The sequence below is a fragment of the Streptomyces sp. NPDC040622 genome, assembly GCF_055593965.1.
Map to the genome: position 1 here is coordinate 594,217 of NZ_JBVIXD010000001.1, position 17,872 is coordinate 612,088.

Consider the following 17,872-nt stretch of genomic DNA (forward strand, 5'->3'; position numbering starts at 1 on the left):
TGGGCAACGACGAAGCTCCTGGCAGACGGGTTTCCGACCAAGATCACCGGGGTCGCCAGGAGCTTCACGTGCTCGCCCTCCGTCCTCGATCGATCTGTCCAGCCGCACCGTGCCGTCCCGGGGATTCGGCATCGGCATCGCGACCGTGCACCGCTCCATACGTAAAGCCGTTGAGGCTTTGTCCACCCCCCCCGACTCTGGACGCGGAAAGGAAGACGCTCCTGGCGAGGGCGCGCGTCATCCTCGACGGCACCTTTTCGCCGATCGACCGCATCGCCGCCGACGCTCCGTTCTCATCCGCTGCCTCGGCGAGCGGGCTGGCCGCCACCACGGGTCGGCGCCTCCCGCGAAGGATCCGCTGCGGCACCAACCGAACCACCGGCGTGGTGGAGGCCGTCTCGTCCCTCACCACGCTTCAGCGTGAGGTGGGACACCGCTCACCGATGTCAGGGCTGAGTGAGCATTTGCAGCGTTGCCTCTCCAGGGTGAGTACGGCCTTGGCGATTGACGTCATGCGGTTGGGGCTGATCCGGGATCTTCGGAAGATTCGCCAGGACTTCAGCAGTGCCATGCCCCGTTCGACGGGTGCCGGGGATGTGGCCAGTGCCCGGTTGACCGTCTGCTGTGTTGGGGAAAGCTGTCCGCCGGGCGGTCGTCTGCGCCCGGTGGTGACCCAGAGGCCGGCGCCCTGGTAGGCGCGGTCGGCCAGGACGGGGACACCTTGGCGTTCACAGATCCGGATGATCCGGTGAGTGCGGGCCGGGTCAGGTCGTGGCACCGGCCCGGCAAGGCCGGCGAGATCCACAGCACCTGCCCGGTCGGGTCGGTCACGACCTGTACGTTCACGCCGTGGCGACGGTGCTTGTGCGAGTAGTCGGCCCGGCCGTCACCCACCCGGTCGCACTCGGCGAATGTCCCGTCGAGCAGTACGTACTGCGGGTCGTGTTCGCGCAGGACCTTGAGCAGGCCCGGCGCCCGGGCGGCCAGGATGTCGATCACCGCGGTGGTGTAGGCATGGGCGGTGCCGACCGAGATGTCGAAGCCGGCGGCTGTCTGGGCCAGGGTGTCGTGCTTTCGCAAGTACACCAGAGCGACGAGCGCGCGTTGGTGCGGCGGGAGCTTGCAGCGCCGGTCACCCTCGCGGGTGACGATGAGCATGGTGACCCACTCGACCAGCGCATGAGGCAGGTCGATTGCGGCAGGATAGGAGGCCAACGAGGGACCTGCGCTGATGAGTTGAGACTTCGAACACCTCCCTCCAACGGCACGGGTGCCTCGTGCGTTGCGCTCTCGCCGCCGTCACCCCATCGGTGGCCACCCTGAAAACGCTCAGCGTCTCGCGATGATCACATGGTCACACTTCACGACTGTTCTTACCCGAAGGTGTAAGCGGACTCCCGGCCGTCGGCATGCGCTGTTACGTTGATGCCGTTCATGCCTGATGAGTTCGGCTGTTCGGTACCTCTGCGTAGACCCGATCAGGCATGTGCCAGATAGTGAAGAGTGTCGGGCGCGGGCGCTCATGAAGTATGTCGACACCAGGGCATTCAGGGGGACTTCATGTCTTCTGCTCCACCTCCGTCAGCCTCCCCCTCGGGTAATGAGCCGCCGAGCAGCGGTTCACCTTCAACCGAGCCGTCCTCGCCTGGGGCGAGGCATGCGGGTGGAGCAGGTTCGGCCGGGCCGCCTACATCTGGAGGCGCTGGGTCGACTCGCGCAGATACCGCCGCGTCCGGTGAGGGGGATGGGGACGGCAACGCCCGGCCGAACACTGTCTGGCAGTGGACTCTCCGGGGCTTCGCGGTGATCGGCGTCATAGGCGTCCTTGTCTCGTCGGCCGTCGCGATCTGGGGGTTGCCTGCGGCCCTGGAAAGCTCCGAGGTCGCGAAGCAGGCCGAGACTCGAGAACGGAATAAAGAGAAGCAAGACGACGCCAAGGAAGAACGACTCACGATCGGTCCTGCGATCGACATCGCGGCTGGAGAGCCGAACCTCCGGTTCAGCCGCCGGTTCGCGCTAGCTCAGCGCACCACGAATGAAGAGAGTCTTCCAGGCGACGGGTTCCTGTCGAACGAATACTGGTCCTGGTTCGCGAAGAACAAGGGCATGCGCGTCAATGAAGCCACGGTCCGCGTCACCATCTTTCCCATCCACCGGGGCACGGTGGTGATCCAGAACATGCGGGTCACCAACCTCTCTTGCCGGCCCACGCGCTACACCGGTACTGCTGTGGTTCCCCCTGCCTTCGGGGACAGCGGAGGTGAGGCGCTTCCCGCAGCAGTTGCCTTCGACCTTACGGAGCCCAGCCCAAGGCCGTGGAAGAACGAAGGCTGGGTACCTACCGAGGAGGCGTACAAGCTCTCTGGGAACGCTTTCGCCAAGGCCATTTATCTTGATGGGGGAGAAGATTTCGACGCCAGGGCGTTCGACCTCTCCTTCTTCACCAAGAATAAGGACTGCAAGTTCGGTGTCGAGGTGAACGTCACGACCGCGGGGCGGGGAGACGAGTGGTACCGCGTAGTTTTTCCCGGTCGACGGTTGACCTACGAGGTGGCTGGCCGCCCGGAACGATATGACACTTCCGTCGTCAGTGAAAGCGTGGAGGGGCCGCCTGTTCTAAGGGGCCCATACACTCTCAGTAGACCGCCGGCCTTGCAGAAAGGCTTGTTCTTGCCAGCTCGGGGTCGGGCGGAGTGAGAAAGGACTCTGGTGTGATGGCGGAGGACTGCGAGTATGGCCTCTTCGTCCTCTCCAGCCACTACACGCAGTGGGCCCGTCGACGTCAGTGAGCTTCTTCAGCGTTGCCGCTCCAGGGTGAGGACGGCTTTGATGATTGACGTCATGCGGTTGGGGCTGCACCGGGATCTGCGGAAGATCCGCCAGGACTTCAGGCGGGCGATGCCGCGTTCGACCGGTGCCCTTGCGGCGGCCAGGGCTCGGTTGACGGTCTTCTCGGTGGGGGCGAGTTCCTGCAGGTGCCTGCGTTTGATGCCCGTGGTCAGCCAGGGGCCGCCGCCCTGGTAGGCGAGATCGGCCAGGATAGGGACGCCTTGGCGCTCGCAGATGCGGATGATCCGGTGAGTGCGGGCGGCGGTCAGGTCGTGAGCCCGGCCCGGCAGCGTGGGCGAGAGCCACAGCAGTCGGCCCCCCCCCGGATCGGTGACCGCCTGCACGTTCACACCGTGTCGGCGGTGCTTGTGGGAGTAGTCCGCGCGTGAGTCGCCGACCCGATCGCACTCGGCGAGGGTGCCGTCCGGCAGGACGAAGTCAGGGTCGGCCTCGCGCAGGACCTTCAGCCGACCCGGTGCTCGTTCGGCGAGCAGGTGGATGACCGCGTGGGTGTAGGCGTGGGCGGTGGACTCGCTGATCCCGAACCCGGCAGCGATCTTCGCCAGGGTGACGTGCTCGCGCAGGTACACCAGTGCCACCATCGCGCGCTGAGACGGGCGGAGCTTGCAGCACCGGTCCCCGTCACAGGTGACGATGAGCATCGTGACCCACTCCACGAGCGCATGGGGCAGGTCGAGTGCGGCAGGATAGATGACCAACGAGGCCCCCGAGCAGCGTGATTGAGACGTCAGACATCTCGGTCAACAGCCCGGGGGCCTCGCTCGTTGCGGCTCGCGGACCGTCACCTGATCGGTGGCCACCTCGAAGAAGCTCAGTGAGCGTGAGCGGAAGTGACCGCCAACGAGAAGGCCCGGGCCAAGACCCAGCAGGTGACGGGCGCTGCCGAGGGAGACGGCGGGCCGCACTGTCGGCAGTGAGCGCGTGAATGCCGGGGGGCGTGCGTCAGAGGAAGCGCCGGATAGGCACGACAGCCGCTTCTCTGGCGCGCTGGAGGGGCGAGCGGCGCTTCCAGCGTCCCGGCCTGATGAGTTCGCCGCGTTCGAGGTCTTCGTTGAAATGACTGTCGAGTGTGGCGGTGAACGTCTGGTCCAGGACGGCGAGCATCACCTCTTCGTCGTGGTTGAGGGAGCGGCGGTTGAAGTTCGTCGAGCCGACCAGGGCCATGGTTCTGTCGATGGTGATGACCTTGGTGTGGAGCATCGTCGGCTGGTACTGGAAGATCTTTACGCCGCAGGCGGTGAGGTCCTCGTAGTAGCGCTGGCCGGCCAGTCGGCAGACCCTTTTGTCGGTGTGCCGGCCCGGGAGCAGGATCTCGACCTCGACGCCGCGGCGGGCGGCGGCGCACAGCAGCTCGATGAAATAGGCGTCGGGGGCGAAGTAGGCGGTGGTGAGGCGGATCCGCTCCTCCGCGGATTCGATCACCACGCGCAGCAGTGTCTGCATGTCCTGCCAACCGAAGCTGGCCGAGCCCCGCACCACCTGCACGACGGCGTCGCCCTGCGGGGTGTGGTTGACGAACCGGTCGCGGTCATCGAAGAGTTCGTCGTGGCACTCGGCCCAGTTCTGGGCGAAGGCGGCGGCCAGCCCGTCCACCGCGGGCCCGCTGACCTGTACGTGGGTGTCGCGCCACTCGTCGGGATTCCGGGCATCGCCGCACCACTCTTCGGCTATTCCGACACCGCCGGTGAACGCGGTCTCCTCGTCGACGACGAGGACCTTGCGATGGCAGCGATGGTTTTGCTTCAGCGGTGAAAGGTAGAGCGGTTTGCGGAACCAGGCCACCTGCACACCGGCCCGCTCCATCGCCTGCAGTTGATCCTTCTCAATGAGGCGACTGCCAAAACCGTCCAGCATGAGGCGTACGCGTACCCCCTGGCGTGCCCGCTCGGCCAGTGCGTCCGCGAACCGCTGGGCGATCTCGCCCTTCCAGTATACGAACGTCATCATGTCCACGGTGTGCCGCGCGGAGCGAATCCCCTCCAGCATCGCCTTGAAGATCTCGTCGCCGTTGCGCAACGGGACCAGCGCGTTACCTTCAGTGGCCGCAACCCCTATGAGCCGCTCCAGTCGGCGTCTTGCGCGCTGCGCCCGCTCGTCAAGAATCGCCTTCTCGTCCTCCTCCCGTGCCGCCGGCGAGAGGGCGGGGGACGGCCGGGTAGGTCCGGCCGTTTCGGAGGTGCCGGCGAGGGTGTCCTGCGTGTCGGTCATGGATGCTTCTCCGTATGGTTCGGTGCGTTGAATTCTGATCTGGTAGGGGTCGCATTCCTCCCCAGATCTCAGGAGAGGCCGCCCGCACTCGTAAATGTTCGGTCAATATTTGATGGGCGTCGTCAATATTTGGCCCCTGACCGAAACCCGCGAGGAGGGTGCGTGGCACATCGCATGCGCTCTCCTGTGTGACGGACTGCCGGCCGGCCTGGGGCGATGAGAGCGCTGACGGCTAATGGCATCCGGATATGTGCGGACTTGCCAGGCAGTCATCTGCCTTCGGGCTGCACGGGCCGGTTGCCACAGGGGTGCGGTGTGAGGGATGGTTGCCTCAAGGTAATGGATTCCCCGAGCTGATGAGGTGAGGGATTCGCCTAGCGGATCCTCAATGTTTGGTAACTACCCCTGTGCAGAACGCCGCCGGCTGGGAGCGGGATGTCCCGTCGAGTGCTGCTGCCTACCCCGTCCTTGTCGCTGACGGCGAGGGGGTGCTGGTGTCGCGCAACGATGCAGCCGGAGCGCTCCTGTCCGGGGCCCGCGCCGGGGAGTGTCTGGTTGACGTGGCGCCTGCGTGGCTCTCAGCGGCGCATGACGCGCTGAGGGGTCCTGGCCAGCGTAGCGAGCGGATGGCAGGCCCTGCGGTGTCGGGTGTGATCGGCGAGCGCAGCTTCGAGGCACACCCCAGTGTGCAGGGCGACGGCACCGTGATGTGGTGGCTGGTCGATGACACCGATCACCAGCTGGTGCGGGAAGCCTTGCGCATGGAGCGCGAGCAGACCGAGTTTCTGTCCAGGTCCTCCAACCTGCTGCTCTCCTCGCTCAACCTGGAGCGCTGCATGGATGTGACCGCCCAGCTGGCCTCGGAGTACCTCGCCGATGCGGCGCTGGTCATCGCGCCCTCGCACGGGCGGCGGCTGCCGGTGGTGGCCTGTCTGAACGGCGGAAGCCCCGTGCGGGCTCACGAGTCGGTGGACCCGGCGGACGTGCCCGGCCTCAGCGAGGCGCTGCGAGGCTTCCCGCCGGTTCCCTCGCGATGGATCGATCCCGCGGCGGCACCCGGTTGGATGGTGCCCGACGGCTTTGGACCCGTCGGCTCCATAGTGATCACCCCGCTGCCCGGTCACGGCGTCCCGGCCGGTGCGCTTGTGCTGCTGCGCCGTTCTGGCAGGGCGGCGTTCACCGACGGTGAGGAAGTCTTCGCCCGGCTGTTCGCCACGCGCGCCGGAGCAGCCATGTCGGCCGCACGCCTGTACGCGGAGCAGACCTCGATCACCGAGATCCTGATGCGCGAGCTGCTTCCACCCTCGCTGCACCAGATCTCCGGGGTGGACTACGCCGGCGGCTACCGCCCATCGGAGGACCACGAAAGGATCGGCGGGGACTTCTACGACGTGCACCCGGCCGCCGTCGAGGGCGAAGCGTCACTGGTCACACTCGGGGACGTCTGCGGCAAGGGGCTGGAGGCAGCCGTGCTGACCGGCAAGATCCGGAACACGCTGCATGCCCTGCTTCCCCTGGCCGCTGACCACCAGCGGATGATCAGCCTGCTCAACACCGCGCTGGTCAATTCCCATCACACCCGGTTCGCGACCCTGGTCCTGGCTTCTGCCGTACGAGAGGGCAGTGACGTGAGTCTGCGGCTGACCAGCGCCGGTCATCCCGCTCCGCTGATCGTCCGTGCCAATGGGGTGGTGGAAGAGGTCCCGACCCGCGGCACCCTGGTGGGTGCCGTGCCCGAAGCCCGGGCCTACACCGCTGCTGTCACGCTCGCGCCCGGTGAGTCCTGCGTGCTCTATACGGACGGGATCACCGAGGCCAAGGGCGGGCCGCTGGGTGGCAACGAGTTCGGTGAGAAGCGGCTCCGCCGTCTCCTGGCGGAGTGCGCGGGCATGCCGTCGGAGAGCATCGTGGAGCGTGTGCAGATGCTTGCTTCCCAGTGGGTTGGCAAGGGCCGGCACGATGACATGGCCATCGTCGTGATCTCCGCGCCCAGAACGCACCATCTCAGTGCGGTGAACGGCCACACGCGGGGCAGATACACCGCATGAGCACCCCTGCATCCCACATCCTTCCCGCCGGTGAGGCAGTCCGGCAGCTGGCCGACGAGCTGTGGGAGGCCGTCGCCTCGGGCGATGAGTACACGGCCACCACTGTGGTGCTGCGCGCTCTGGACGACGGCATCGACCCGGAGAGCGTGCTGCTGGACGTGATCGCCCCGGTGCAGGGCAAGGTCGGCAGGGAGTGGGCAGCCAACCGTCTCAGCGTGGCCGAGGAACACGCCGCGACCGCTATCAACGAGCGGGCTGTAGCGGCGGTTTCCGTGCATCCGGCCGCACGCACCGCCCCGCAGCGGGGCCGGGTCACGGTGGCCTGTGTGGACGGGGAATGGCACGCCCTCCCCGCACGGCTGCTGGCCGAGGTGCTGAAACTGCGCGGCTGGCACGTCGATTACCTCGGCGCCCAGGTGCCCGCCCCGCACATCATCGCCCACCTGCACCGCACCGACTGCGACGCCGTCGCACTCTCCAGCTCGATTGCCACCCGGCTGCCCACCGCGCATGCCGCGATCACCGCGTGCCAGGCCACCGGCGTCCCGGTCCTGGTCGGCGGAGCCGCCTTCGGACCCGACGGCCGCTACGCCCACCTGCTCGGCGCCGACGCCTGGGCTCCTGACGCCCGTGCCGCGGCCGACCGTCTGGCCCGGACGCCGCTGCCGCGTCCGCAGCCGGATCACCAGCCGATCGATGACCTGCCCCACCTGGACGACCAGGAATACACCATGGTCGTCCGCAGCGAAACCGCCCTGGTGCGCACTGTCTTCACCGGCCTGGAGGACGCCTTCCCGGCCATGCGCACCTACAGCGAACTGCAGCGTGAGCACACCGCCGAAGACCTCGCGCACATCGTGGACTTCCTGGCCACATCCCTCTACCTCGGCGACGAAGAGCTCTTCACCTGGTTCATCACCTGGACCGCCCAGATCCTCACCGCGCGTGGCGTCCCCGCCCACAGCCTGCCGCCGACGTTGAACATCCTGGCCCGCGAGCTCAAGGACTTTCCCCGGGCTGTCGGCACGCTCGAGCGCGGCATCAACGCACTGACCCCCCACCACCGCACCACCGCCGGGAACCCCGTATGACCACGATTCCACCCGACCATCTGCGCTTGACCGTGGTCGACACCGCGGATACCACACGTATAGAGGTCCACGGCGATCTCGACTACGACACTGCTGACAGCCTGTTGGACGCGGTCACCGCCACGATCGCCGAACACCCGCGCATGGCCGACCTTCATCTGCACTGCGACGGGCTCGAGGCCGTCGACTCCATGGGTCTGTCGATCCTCCTGATGATCCGCCGCAAGACCAGCGAAGCCGGTATCCGTCTCCACCTGGAGGACCGCCCGGCAAGACTGGACCGGCTCCTCAGGCTCACCGGTATCCTCGAACACCTCACGGCGGCCTCCCCCGGCTCCGCCGATGACTCCGCCCTCGACAGCACGACAGAATCCCCGATGACCAACAGCGGGGAAGCAAGATCGGCCCGCCCCACCGGACCCGACGGCACCACCTGAGGCCACTTCCCTGCCCCCGGAACGCGGGAGGGGAGCCAGACACACTGATGGGGCACACATGCCAGCACCGGACTCCACCTCACGCAGATTCACGAGCGAGGCGGCTCAGTCCGCCAGCGACATCGTCGAACTCCTCGACGTGATGTGGGAACACGCCAGACAAACGACGGTCGCCTCTCCCGCATCCACCTCGCAACTGCGCCTGATGTACCTCGTCGACCGAGGCGAGGGGATGCGCATGCGGACCCTGTGCAGTCAGCTCGGCACGTCCCCGCCCTCCGTCACCCGCATGTGCGACCGCCTGCAAGCCATCGGTTTCCTCACGCGTCTGCCCTGCCCCGACAACGGACGGGAAGTCACCGTGGAACTGACCCCCGCAGGACAAGCGCACTTGCAGGGCATCCGTGAGCACCGCGAGAACATGCTGCACCACGCCATCAACGCCTTGCCCCAGACCGGCCGGCGGGCACTGGCCGAAGGGCTCGCAGAACTCCACGCCCAACTCACCACGGACGCCGACGAGCACAGACCCCGCTCCATCGCGGCAGCCTGATCTCCCTCGAGGGTCACGAGAGCGAGCGCATCCGCCGTGGCCCGGAGCCGGGCACCTCAGCCAAGTGGCCGGAGACCGGGTCGCACGCATCTCTGCTGGTGCGCCCGGCGACTCCGCCAGGACGAGCGCCCGCAGAGGGCGACTGCTGTGCGACTGGGAGGCATCGCACAGCCCTCTGGGGGCAGAAGGCGTGCATGGCAACTGGATCAGCAGCGGCACGCGGTCGCAGACAGGCCCGGCGTGCGGCGGACAGCACAGCGGTTGAGGGCGCGGCCCGTGCGGGCTTCGTGGCCCGTGGGGTCATCTATCTGCTCATCGGTGTGCTCTCGCTCAGGATCGCTTTCTCGGACGGAGGCGGTGAACAGGCAGACCGGGGTGGCGCCATCGCTGAGATCGCCGAGAAGCCTTTCGGCACCGTCGTGCTGTGGCTGCTGGGTGTAGCGCTGGTGGGGATGGCTCTGTGGCGGCTGACCGAGGCGGCCTTCGGGCAGGCAGGTCCCGACGGCACGAAGGCGAGCAAGAGAGCGATGGCGGCAGGCCGCTGCGTCTTCTACGGATTCGTCGCGTACTCCGTGCTGTCCTACGCGGCCGGCGCGAAGGGCAGTGGCAGCGGGAGCTCCGACAAGGAGTCCCAGGACATCACAGCGAAGGCCCTCGACTGGCCCGGCGGGCAGTGGATCGTCGGGATCGGCGGTGCAGTGGTGGCCGGTGCCGGCGTGTGGATCGCCGGCAGGGCGATCATGCGCAAGTTCAAGGAGCATCTGAAGATGTCCCAGATGCCATTGAAGGTACGCAAAGCGGTCACGTTCCTCGGGGTGTTCGGCGGCGGCTGCCGAGGCGCGGTCTTTGCCGTGGCCGGCGGTTTCGCCATCGCTGCAGCCCTGAAGCACAAGCCCGGCAAGGCCAAGGGCATGGACGACACCTTGCGCTCCTTCACCGACACTCCCGCGGGCCCCTGGCTCCTTGTCCTCATCGCAGTCGGCCTCGCGGCCTTCGGAGTCTTCTCCTGGGCCAACGCCCGCTGGCGCAAGGTCTGACGGTCACCGCCGCCACGTCGGGCGAGGCCGAGCCGGTCGCCGCCTGGTGCGTCGCGGTCCCCGTCGTTCACGCTGGTGATGGTCTGGAGGAGGGCGGCTCAGAGGGAATCGGCGGGGTGAGATATGCGAGGGAGCAGCCGCCGCCGCCGTTGCGGGTTACGCGGCGCACTCCGGGGGAGGCCCGGCGGGCGTCGGCAACGAAGCGGGTCGGCTTGGTGAGTTGTTCCATGAGGGCCAGGCGGGCCGGCCGGGCAGCGTCGGACTCAATCACCTGATCGCCTGCCAAGATCCGCGGACAGCGCCGCGTAGATGTACTCGCTGCCCCACCGATCCCCGTCGAGGTCGTTCTCGACCAGGTGCGCCTCCCGGCGCATCCCGAGGCGCTCACAGACCCGCACAGACCCGGTGTTCTCCACATCCAGCCGTGCGTAGAGACGGTGCACGCCCAGCGTGGCGAAGGCAAACCCGGCCAATGCGGCGGCCGCCTCGGTCGCGTAGCCGTGTCCCTCGTGACCTGGGTGGAGAGTCCAGCCGATCTCGGCCTGGGCGGCGCGGACATCGGCCAGGGTGAGGCTCACCTCTCCGAGGACGCCGGGCTCATCGCATCGGCAGACAGCGAGCGCCAGTTTGTCCCCGTCGGCGCGCCAGGCCGTCTGCTCCGCACGCTCGGCGGCAACTTGCTGGCTGCGCTCACGCGTGTGCGCCGGCCGGTACAAGTAGCGCGCCACGCTCGGCAGGCTCTGGTAGGCGTACAGGTCGTCGGCGTCGCCGGGAGTGAACAGACGCAGCGACAACCGGGACGTGGTCAACGGCAGCAGCGAGGCGATGTCCATGCGGACCTCCGGGACGCGGATGTCGATCACATTGCGGACGGATTTTCGCATCACGACTGCCCCGCGGCCACGCCTTTTCAAGAGCCCGGCCGGGGCGCCGTGACGGGGCGTGCAGTGTCGGAGGTGAGCGTCGACGAGGCGGGCGAGGTGCGGCGGGAGCGCGTGGGCCCTGCAGAGGAGGGATCAGCTACGACGGCCGTCGTCGAACGCTCCGGCGAGATCCATTGCGTTGGCCCGACTCCTTGACCGGCGGGTCATCGCCTGGCCGTTCAGGGCGCATGAGCTGAGCCGGCATCATCGCGGTGCCCGAACCGTCCTGGTGCCTGGGCACTGCAGTCTGTGGCGGTTTCGGATCGAGACGCTATTGACCAGTGATCAGTGACCAGGCTCCATGCGTCGATGTCCTGATAGCGCCGCGGGCCCGAGTGGCCTCTGACCGTGCTGCCGACCAGGTGGAGGCGTTCACTTTGCCACGGGCGTCCGGTGAAGCCGTCGAGGCAGGCGGCCACAGCCGCTACGGACGCGTTGTCGTAGCGGTGAGCGCGGGCCAGCGTGAGGTGGGGACGCAGCGGACGTTCGGCGAAGTCGACGTCGCAGTCCCTGAGCCGCGCCCGTACCGCTTCGGCCAGCTCGTGCAGTCCCTCGAGGTCACCCTGGATGCCGCTCCACAGCACTCGCTCGTCGAAGTGTCCGGATCCGATCAGCGCCAGTTCGACAGCGGGGCGGGTGGCCGCCAGGCCGGCGAGGGGTGAACGCAGCCGCTGGACGTCCCGCACCGGCAGCTCACCCAGGAAGGCCAGGGTGATGTGCCAGTCCTCGATGCGGTTCCAGCGCAGGTCGGGATAAGCGGCGTAGGCCGGGCTCAGCGCGTGCGCCAGCTCGTCCTTCGCATCGTCGGGCGGCGCGAGGGCGACAAAGGCGTGTTGGGTGACGGTCTCGGGCGGTTCGGGCACGGTGTCTTCTTACCTCATCCGCCCGCGGGGCCGCTGCCCGCAGCGGAGGTCCGGACGTGGAGTGCGCGCCTCTGCCAAGCGGCGAGATCTTCCTGAAGTGTTCACCCTGGAGGTTCTGACTTGGCGCTATGTGTCCAGCAGGCCCTCCGGCCTGGGCGGGAGCACCCAGTTTCGTCCGGTGTGCCGCCGTACGCGGTACCTGGACGCTGCTCCCACGCCGTGGACGAGGACGAAGCAGACTCCGCCTCGGACTGAACGCCGTCCTGCTTCAGGTTCGGGTTCTTCTCCCGTTGCCACTGGTACGGCCTGGCACCGGTCCGGGGCCTGCGTACGCGCCGTTTCCGCGGGCAGGAACGGTACGCCGACGAGGAGCGCCGGACCGGCCCCCGGCGACATGCCCGCGCCGAACGCCGCCAGGGCCGAAGGCCCTCGTATCGTGACCGTCGGCACCAGCGGTTTCCATGGGTCTCTCCACGAAGTCATGTGCAGTGCCGCAGGCGCGGGTGCGACGAACCGGTGGTGCCGCCGGCAAACGACGTGTCACGCCTTCGCGAGGACGACGACCGCGTTGTGCCCGCCGAAGCCGAAGGAATTGCTCACCGCGACGTTGACCTCCTGCTGACGGGGTGACCCGGTCACGAGGTCGATGCCGAAGGCCGGGTCGGGCTCACGCAGCCCGGCGACAGGCGGGACCATGTCCGCACGCAACGCGAGCACGGTCAGGGCCGCCTCGACCGCGCCCGCGGCGCCCAGCGAGTGGCCCAGGGTGCCCTTGGCGGAGGTCACGGAAGGGGAGTGGGGAAAGAAGCGTTCCAGCAGCGCTGCCTCAACGGCGTCGCCGCGAGGCGTGGAGGTACCGTGCGCGTTGACGTGGTCGACCTCGCCGGGGCTGATGCCTGCTTCCACGAGCGCGGCATGCAGCGCCCGTTCGGCGCCCTGGCCTTCGGGATGCGGCGCGACCAGATGGTGGGCGTCGGTGGTGGCCGCGAAACCGAGGAACCGCGCCAGGTGCGGGGCGGACCGTGCGGCCGCATGGTCGGCCCGTTCGAGGACGAGGGCTCCCGCGCCCTCGGCGATGACGAATCCGTCACGAGCGGTGTCGAACGGGCGTGAGCCCTGGTCGGACAGCGCGCCCAGCTGCGTGAAGCCGGTGACGACGGTCGGGGTGACAGCGGCGTCGGCGCCGCACACCACGGCGATGTCGCACTGGCCGGAGGCCAGCAGATCACGGGCCGTACCCAGCGCGGTGGCGCCGGACGCGCACGCGGTCGCGACGTTGAGCACGGGGCCCCGCACGCCCAGGTGCAGGGCGATGGTGGCCGACACCATGTTGATGAGATAGCCGGTCAGGAAGTACGGCGACACGCTCGTCGGGCCGCCGGCGGCGAACCTCTCGGCGGCGACGCGCGCGGAGTGCATGCCGCCCAGAGAGCAGCCCGTGACGACGGCCACGCGGGTCGGGTCCCAGTCGGCTGGATCGAGCTTGGCCCGCTCCAGGGCTTGGGCGACAGCGGTCAGGCCCAGGCGCGCGCAGGGATCGGGCCGCAGCGTGGGGCTGTGCTTCGGCACCGAGTCCGCGAGGTCCGCGCGACAGCTCAGGGAAACCGGAAGATCCCGCAGTTCCGGATCCCTGCGGGCCGTGGCGCGGCCCTCGCACACGGCGTTCCAGGTGGACTCCACGTCGTTGCCCGCCGCTGTGACCAGGCCGATTCCGGTCACGATGACGCCGGTTCCTCGGCTCACCGGGCACGCCGCTGGTCGGCGCGTGCGGTGAACTCGGCGAAGGTGAGTTCGCGCAGCTCGTCCTCCGTGGCACTGATGCCCAGCTCGTCCTTGAGCGCGATGGCCATCTCCACGACCATCAGCGAATCGACGAGCAGGTCGGTCATCGGAGTCTCCGCCCTGATGGCGGCCCGGTCGACCTGGAACATGTCGACGATCAGGTCCGCGATGAGATCTGCGGATCGTGCTGTCTCGGTCGGAGGCGGTGTAGCGGAAGAATTCATGGCGCCTTCCCTGAGCGATGGACCCATGAGCGGGCCGATACTCAAGGGGACCACCTGGTTGGCTTTCCCGATATTGCGGTCACCCATATTCGGTAGAGAGTCAAATCTTATGGAGGAATCGAATCCAAGACCGCTCGACAGGATCACCACCGACGCCTTGAGCAGAGTGCTCGGCTGGTTGGCCGACGACTATCTACGGGTCGAGGTGTCCGGACTCGGCAACATCCCGGATTGCGGTCCCGCCCTGCTGATCGCCAACCATTCAGGTGCCTGGGGCCTGGACGCGTTCGTGCTGCACAACCTGCTGCACCGGGAACTGCGGCGCCCCGTGTTCTTCCACGCCTCCTCGATCGTTTTCCGGCTGCCTCCGGTGGCCGCCTACGCACGGCAGCACGGCGCCTTCGCCGACGACCCCACCCTGGGCAGCGACCGACTGGCCGACGGGCACCTCGTCGGGATCTTCCCCGAGGGACTCGACGGGGTCGGCAAGCCGTTCTCCGAGCGTTACCGACTGCGCCCTTTCAGCCCCGGATTCGCGGTCACCGCCATGCAGACGCAGGTGCCCGTCATTCCGGTGTCGATCGTGGGAGCCGAGGAGACCTATCCCAAGCTGGGCAGCATCGCGTCGCTGGCCCGCCGGTTCGACCTCCCCTATTTCCCCGTCACCACGCTGCTGCCGCTCCCGGCGAAGTGGCGGATCACCGTCGGTGAACCACTTCCCGCCCCTGCCGCCGGTGATTCTTTTGCCGAACGCTCCGCCGCCACGCGCCAGTTGTGCGACGAGGTCTGGTTCACCGTGCAGGGGATGGTCGACCGCGACGTGCGCCGCCGGACGTCCGCCTTCTGGTGACGGCGTTTGTCCGGTTCAGCTGATGGGCTGCTACTGAGACCTCTGCCCGGCTCGGCTGATGGGGTACCTCTCCGGTCTCTGCCCGGCTCGGCTCAAGGCGGGGCTACCTCTCCAGCCACTGGGCGGCACGGCGCACGTCCTCGGCTGCGCGGGCGCAGCGTTCGGCATGGGCCAGCAGCGTCATCCGGCACTGTTCTCCGAACGCATCGTGATTCCAGTCGGGTTGCCTCGCGCAGTCCGCCAGTTGCCGGGCCTGCTCGTCGAGACTGCGGGCACTGTCGTGGGCGAGTGCGGCGTGACGGGCAGAAATCCCGCCTCTCGTGCCGGGGGTGAAGGGGGCCGTGCCCGTTTCGAGGACGCCGGCACGCGAGCCGATGTCCGTGAGAGCGAGGTCGAGGGAGTCGGCGTGGAGTTCGGCGGGCAGGGCACCGGGGCCGATCCGCGGGGCGTGCACCGCCGGTTCGGCATGTCGAAGTACGGCGCGGATGACCTCCGTCGCGGCCAGGACGGCCAGTTCGGCGGCGGCGCACGGCACCGGTGCGGCACACAGCGATGCCGAAGGGCCGTCATCACCGTGCCCGTGCTCGTGGTCCACGTCGCGCAGCCAGGCGGTCGCGCACAGGATGTCGGTGCCGGAAGCGATGCCCATGTCGCGCCACCGGAAAGGAGCGGACACCTCGTGCACGGTGGCGGACAGCGGCGGGTAGTGGCGCAGTGCGGAGGACACCGCCTGCTCGACGCGGTCGGTGGCCGGAGCGACCGGAAGGGCCGAGGCGAGCGCCAGGGCCTGGAAGACCGTGTCCGTCAGCGCGCGGGTGACGATCTCCAGGGCGTGCTCGACGACACCCTGACGGGTGCCGTCGTCCGGCACCGTGGCCACGAGTGACTCCGCAGCCGGATCGTGGACGTACGGGTCGAGGCGCCGTCGCAACGCGGCGAGTCGAGTGGCATGCTCGGTGGCGTCCGCGGCATGCGACGTCAGGTCCAGGATGTCGCTGACGAGCGTGTCGTCGGCGGCCTCGTCACCGAGGACGATCCGCCGCGCGGCCCGTCGGGCGACGGCGGACCAGTCGCCGTGCTCCGGACGGGCGCCGGGACCGCGCAGGGCGAGGAGTTCCGCTGCCGCCTCGGCCGCGGCCGACCGGGCCCGTGACTGTAGGGCGGCAAGCGCGACGGGCAACGGTGCGTGCGGCGTGAGACGCAGGCGGTGACCGCGGGCGGTCACGCCGGTGACGGTTCCGCGGGCACCGGCCTCCTCCGCCTCGCCGATCAGGCTCCGTGCGTCCTCCGTGTTCAGCGGAGTCACGAACGTGCCGAACGCGGTGTGGAGCAGCAGCGGTCGGCGGCGCGCGGTACGCCGCAGTTGGGCGAGGACCTGGCGCGTCAGATACTGCCGGGTGAACATCTTGAGGCCCAGCGCCCGGGCCGGGGCATCGATCCAGGAGATGCGCTGGGCGGCCATGGCCGCACTGAACAGGGCACTCTCCAGGGGCCACGCCGTGGCGGGCCGACGCGGTGCGGTGGTGGTGTCGCCGGCGTTCATCGCCTGTCTCCTCGGTCGCGCTCTCTGGGCATGGCGGGTCACTTGTCCAGGAGCAGATAGGGCTGGTTGCCGACGATCTCGCCGTCGTACATGGTGATGAGTTCGTTCACTTGTGCCCGGTGCCGCGGTTGGCTGTCGCGCAAGGTGGAGGCGTACGTCTGCGGGGCGTGCGACAGCGGGTAGTCGTACGTCTCGTCCAGCCAGGAGAGTTCCACCCAGCCGTTGGGCAGGCGGGTGGCCGAAGCCGGGCCGCGCCCGTCCAGGCCGGGGACCACGTCGTGTTTGTTGACGAGGCTGATCACTTGGACGGCAGGGTCGACGGGGCGCTTGGTGTCGATGGGGGATCCGACGCCGACGACATGGGTGAGCCGGTAGCGGGACACGAAGGACAGGTCGGACGCCAGGTTCATGGCGGCGATGCCACCGAGACTGTGCCCGACGATCATGAGCTCGGCGCCCTCGGGCACCCCGGCGCGCAGCAGAAGAGACACGATGGACCGGGTGTAGGTGGTGTCGGTGCGCAGCAGGTTGTCGAAGGCCCCGACAAGGTCCTGGGGGGTGCTGTTCTTGAGCCCGCCGAAGCTGGTGCCCGGCAGCAGCAGGACGTACCGTTCGGCGCCGTCGGCGCATGCGATCCGCCGCAGAAGTGTGAGGCCGTGGTTGCCGAGGGCGGAGATGTCGTCGATGTAGCTGACGATGTCGTTGCCGGAGCGGGACAGGACCCGCGCCAGGAGGGCGTCGCTCTCGGCGCGCTCGGCCCGTCCCGGGCCTTGGCTGAAACGCTCGATGAACGCCCGGGGCAGTCCCAGCACCGGTTCGGTGGTGGGCACGCCTCCGGCGAGCGTCACCCACGCGAAGCTGTCGTTGGTCGGGTTCTGGTCCAAGAGCGCGAGGAGCGCGAGCAGTTCCATGACCACGGGACTGATCGTGGTGAGGGTGCGCGTGAGGCCGTGCACCCTCACCAGCTCCCTGGCCGCACGCAGTACCGCCGTCCTGCGGCCGGCCACGGCCGCGTCGGTGAGTCGTTTGGCGGCCGGTGCGGCCAGGTTGGGATGCTCGGCGGCGACCGCCTCGATGCGCAGGGCGAACGCGTCGACCGCCATCGTCACGGAGGCCGCTCTGCGACGCGTGACCGTACCCATGGAGCGGACGACCTCGCCGACCGGGCCGCCGTTGACGGCGAACCCGAGGCCCGCGGAGTTCGTCACGGCACGCCCTGCGGCCAGGGCCGCGCCGAGCCCCCACAGCGGTCGGCGCACGGCCTGCATCCCGAACCGCCAGTTGGAGCAGGCCGCGGTCAGTTCCGCTCCGGCTCTGCGTGCCGCCAGCGCGGCATCCGCCAGAAGGATCGAGGCCTCCACCAGCGCGTCGGCAGGGAGGGGCGGCCGAGTGCCGACGGGTATCGGGTCGGCTGCCTCGGCTGCTGTGTCGGCTGTCATCGTGCCCGCCTCGCTCGAAGGTGT

15 protein-coding genes and 1 pseudogene are annotated in these 17,872 nt (G+C 68.6%); 7 read left to right on the plus strand and 9 right to left on the minus strand.

Features of this window, described 5'->3' with window-relative positions:
- Nucleotides 1-415: 415 nt before the first annotated feature.
- Nucleotides 416-1,215: pseudogene (locus ACZ592_RS02585) on the minus strand (transposase).
- Between the two features lie 588 nt (nucleotides 1,216-1,803).
- On the opposite strand from ACZ592_RS02585, the gene ACZ592_RS02590 reads away from it, so the two are divergent.
- Entirely contained in the window at nucleotides 1,804-2,697 is an 894-nt protein-coding gene (locus ACZ592_RS02590; protein WP_471579644.1) for a hypothetical protein, read from the plus strand.
- A 98-nt stretch (nucleotides 2,698-2,795) separates the two neighbouring features.
- On the opposite strand, the gene ACZ592_RS02595 is transcribed toward ACZ592_RS02590, so the two are convergent.
- Complete coding sequence (locus ACZ592_RS02595) at nucleotides 2,796-3,548, minus strand: transposase (RefSeq protein WP_471579645.1); 753 nt, start codon at nucleotides 3,546-3,548, stop codon at nucleotides 2,796-2,798.
- 244 nt (nucleotides 3,549-3,792) lie between these two features.
- Nucleotides 3,793-5,058: a phospholipase D-like domain-containing protein gene (locus tag ACZ592_RS02600; protein ID WP_471579646.1), complete on the minus strand. Its 1,266-nt coding sequence runs from the start codon at nucleotides 5,056-5,058 to the stop codon at nucleotides 3,793-3,795.
- Nucleotides 5,059-5,546: 488 nt separating this feature from the next.
- Here ACZ592_RS02600 and ACZ592_RS02605 point away from each other — a divergent pair, with 488 nt between their 5' ends.
- From ACZ592_RS02605 to ACZ592_RS02625, 5 genes are all read left to right on the plus strand, one after another.
- The gene (locus ACZ592_RS02605; protein ID WP_471579996.1) at nucleotides 5,547-7,106 is read left to right on the plus strand and encodes a PP2C family protein-serine/threonine phosphatase; all 1,560 of its coding nucleotides are present in this window, start codon (nucleotides 5,547-5,549) and stop codon (nucleotides 7,104-7,106) included.
- The gene (locus tag ACZ592_RS02610; RefSeq protein WP_471579647.1) at nucleotides 7,103-8,197 is read left to right on the plus strand and encodes a cobalamin B12-binding domain-containing protein; all 1,095 of its coding nucleotides are present in this window, start codon (nucleotides 7,103-7,105) and stop codon (nucleotides 8,195-8,197) included. The genes ACZ592_RS02605 and ACZ592_RS02610 overlap by 4 nt, the downstream gene beginning before the upstream one ends.
- Nucleotides 8,194-8,634, plus strand: a complete 441-nt coding sequence (locus ACZ592_RS02615; RefSeq protein WP_471579648.1) for an STAS domain-containing protein — start codon at nucleotides 8,194-8,196, stop codon at nucleotides 8,632-8,634. The genes ACZ592_RS02610 and ACZ592_RS02615 overlap by 4 nt, the downstream gene beginning before the upstream one ends.
- 58 nt (nucleotides 8,635-8,692) lie before the next feature.
- Entirely contained in the window at nucleotides 8,693-9,187 is a 495-nt protein-coding gene (locus tag ACZ592_RS02620; protein WP_471579649.1) for a MarR family winged helix-turn-helix transcriptional regulator, read from the plus strand.
- Nucleotides 9,188-9,381: 194 nt separating this feature from the next.
- On the plus strand, nucleotides 9,382-10,224 hold the full coding sequence (locus ACZ592_RS02625; RefSeq protein WP_471579650.1) for a DUF1206 domain-containing protein: 843 nt from the start codon (nucleotides 9,382-9,384) through the stop codon (nucleotides 10,222-10,224).
- Nucleotides 10,225-10,487: 263 nt separating this feature from the next.
- Here the strand turns inward: ACZ592_RS02625 and ACZ592_RS02630 are convergent, their stop codons facing one another.
- The 4 genes from ACZ592_RS02630 to ACZ592_RS02645 all read right to left on the minus strand — a co-directional run bounded on the left by ACZ592_RS02630 (nucleotide 10,488) and on the right by ACZ592_RS02645 (nucleotide 14,016).
- The gene (locus ACZ592_RS02630) at nucleotides 10,488-11,057 is read right to left on the minus strand and encodes a GNAT family N-acetyltransferase (RefSeq protein ID WP_471579997.1); all 570 of its coding nucleotides are present in this window, start codon (nucleotides 11,055-11,057) and stop codon (nucleotides 10,488-10,490) included.
- Between the two features lie 269 nt (nucleotides 11,058-11,326).
- Entirely contained in the window at nucleotides 11,327-12,010 is a 684-nt protein-coding gene (gene thpR, locus ACZ592_RS02635) for an RNA 2',3'-cyclic phosphodiesterase (RefSeq protein WP_471579651.1), read from the minus strand.
- 540 nt (nucleotides 12,011-12,550) lie between these two features.
- Complete coding sequence (locus ACZ592_RS02640; protein ID WP_471579652.1) at nucleotides 12,551-13,729, minus strand: beta-ketoacyl-[acyl-carrier-protein] synthase family protein; 1,179 nt, start codon at nucleotides 13,727-13,729, stop codon at nucleotides 12,551-12,553.
- Nucleotides 13,730-13,749: 20 nt separating this feature from the next.
- Nucleotides 13,750-14,016, minus strand: coding sequence for an acyl carrier protein (locus ACZ592_RS02645; RefSeq protein WP_471579653.1), 267 nt, complete (start codon nucleotides 14,014-14,016; stop codon nucleotides 13,750-13,752).
- Nucleotides 14,017-14,182: 166 nt separating this feature from the next.
- Between ACZ592_RS02645 and ACZ592_RS02650 the strand changes: the two genes are divergently transcribed.
- The gene (locus ACZ592_RS02650) at nucleotides 14,183-14,866 is read left to right on the plus strand and encodes a 1-acyl-sn-glycerol-3-phosphate acyltransferase (RefSeq protein ID WP_471579998.1); all 684 of its coding nucleotides are present in this window, start codon (nucleotides 14,183-14,185) and stop codon (nucleotides 14,864-14,866) included.
- A gap of 103 nt (nucleotides 14,867-14,969) precedes the next feature.
- On the opposite strand, the gene ACZ592_RS02655 is transcribed toward ACZ592_RS02650, so the two are convergent.
- Entirely contained in the window at nucleotides 14,970-16,409 is a 1,440-nt protein-coding gene (locus tag ACZ592_RS02655; RefSeq protein WP_471579654.1) for a cytochrome P450 family protein, read from the minus strand.
- 38 nt (nucleotides 16,410-16,447) lie between these two features.
- The gene (locus ACZ592_RS02660) at nucleotides 16,448-17,848 is read right to left on the minus strand and encodes a hypothetical protein (protein WP_471579655.1); all 1,401 of its coding nucleotides are present in this window, start codon (nucleotides 17,846-17,848) and stop codon (nucleotides 16,448-16,450) included.
- Between the last annotated feature and the right edge of the window lie 24 nt (nucleotides 17,849-17,872).

What these genes read in the sequence shown, in the direction of transcription:
- ACZ592_RS02600 (WP_471579646.1), bottom strand. Translation starts at nt 5,058, where the DNA reads ATGACCGACACGCAGGACACCCTCGCCGGCACCTCCGAAACGGCCGGA.
- ACZ592_RS02610 (WP_471579647.1), top strand. Translation starts at nt 7,103, where the DNA reads ATGAGCACCCCTGCATCCCACATCCTTCCCGCCGGTGAGGCAGTCCGG.
- ACZ592_RS02615 (WP_471579648.1), top strand. Translation starts at nt 8,194, where the DNA reads ATGACCACGATTCCACCCGACCATCTGCGCTTGACCGTGGTCGACACC.
- ACZ592_RS02620 (WP_471579649.1), top strand. Translation starts at nt 8,693, where the DNA reads ATGCCAGCACCGGACTCCACCTCACGCAGATTCACGAGCGAGGCGGCT.
- ACZ592_RS02625 (WP_471579650.1), top strand. Translation starts at nt 9,382, where the DNA reads ATGGCAACTGGATCAGCAGCGGCACGCGGTCGCAGACAGGCCCGGCGT.
- ACZ592_RS02630 (WP_471579997.1), bottom strand. Translation starts at nt 11,057, where the DNA reads ATGGACATCGCCTCGCTGCTGCCGTTGACCACGTCCCGGTTGTCGCTG.
- ACZ592_RS02645 (WP_471579653.1), bottom strand. Translation starts at nt 14,016, where the DNA reads ATGAATTCTTCCGCTACACCGCCTCCGACCGAGACAGCACGATCCGCA.
- ACZ592_RS02655 (WP_471579654.1), bottom strand. Translation starts at nt 16,409, where the DNA reads ATGAACGCCGGCGACACCACCACCGCACCGCGTCGGCCCGCCACGGCG.
- ACZ592_RS02660 (WP_471579655.1), bottom strand. Translation starts at nt 17,848, where the DNA reads ATGACAGCCGACACAGCAGCCGAGGCAGCCGACCCGATACCCGTCGGC.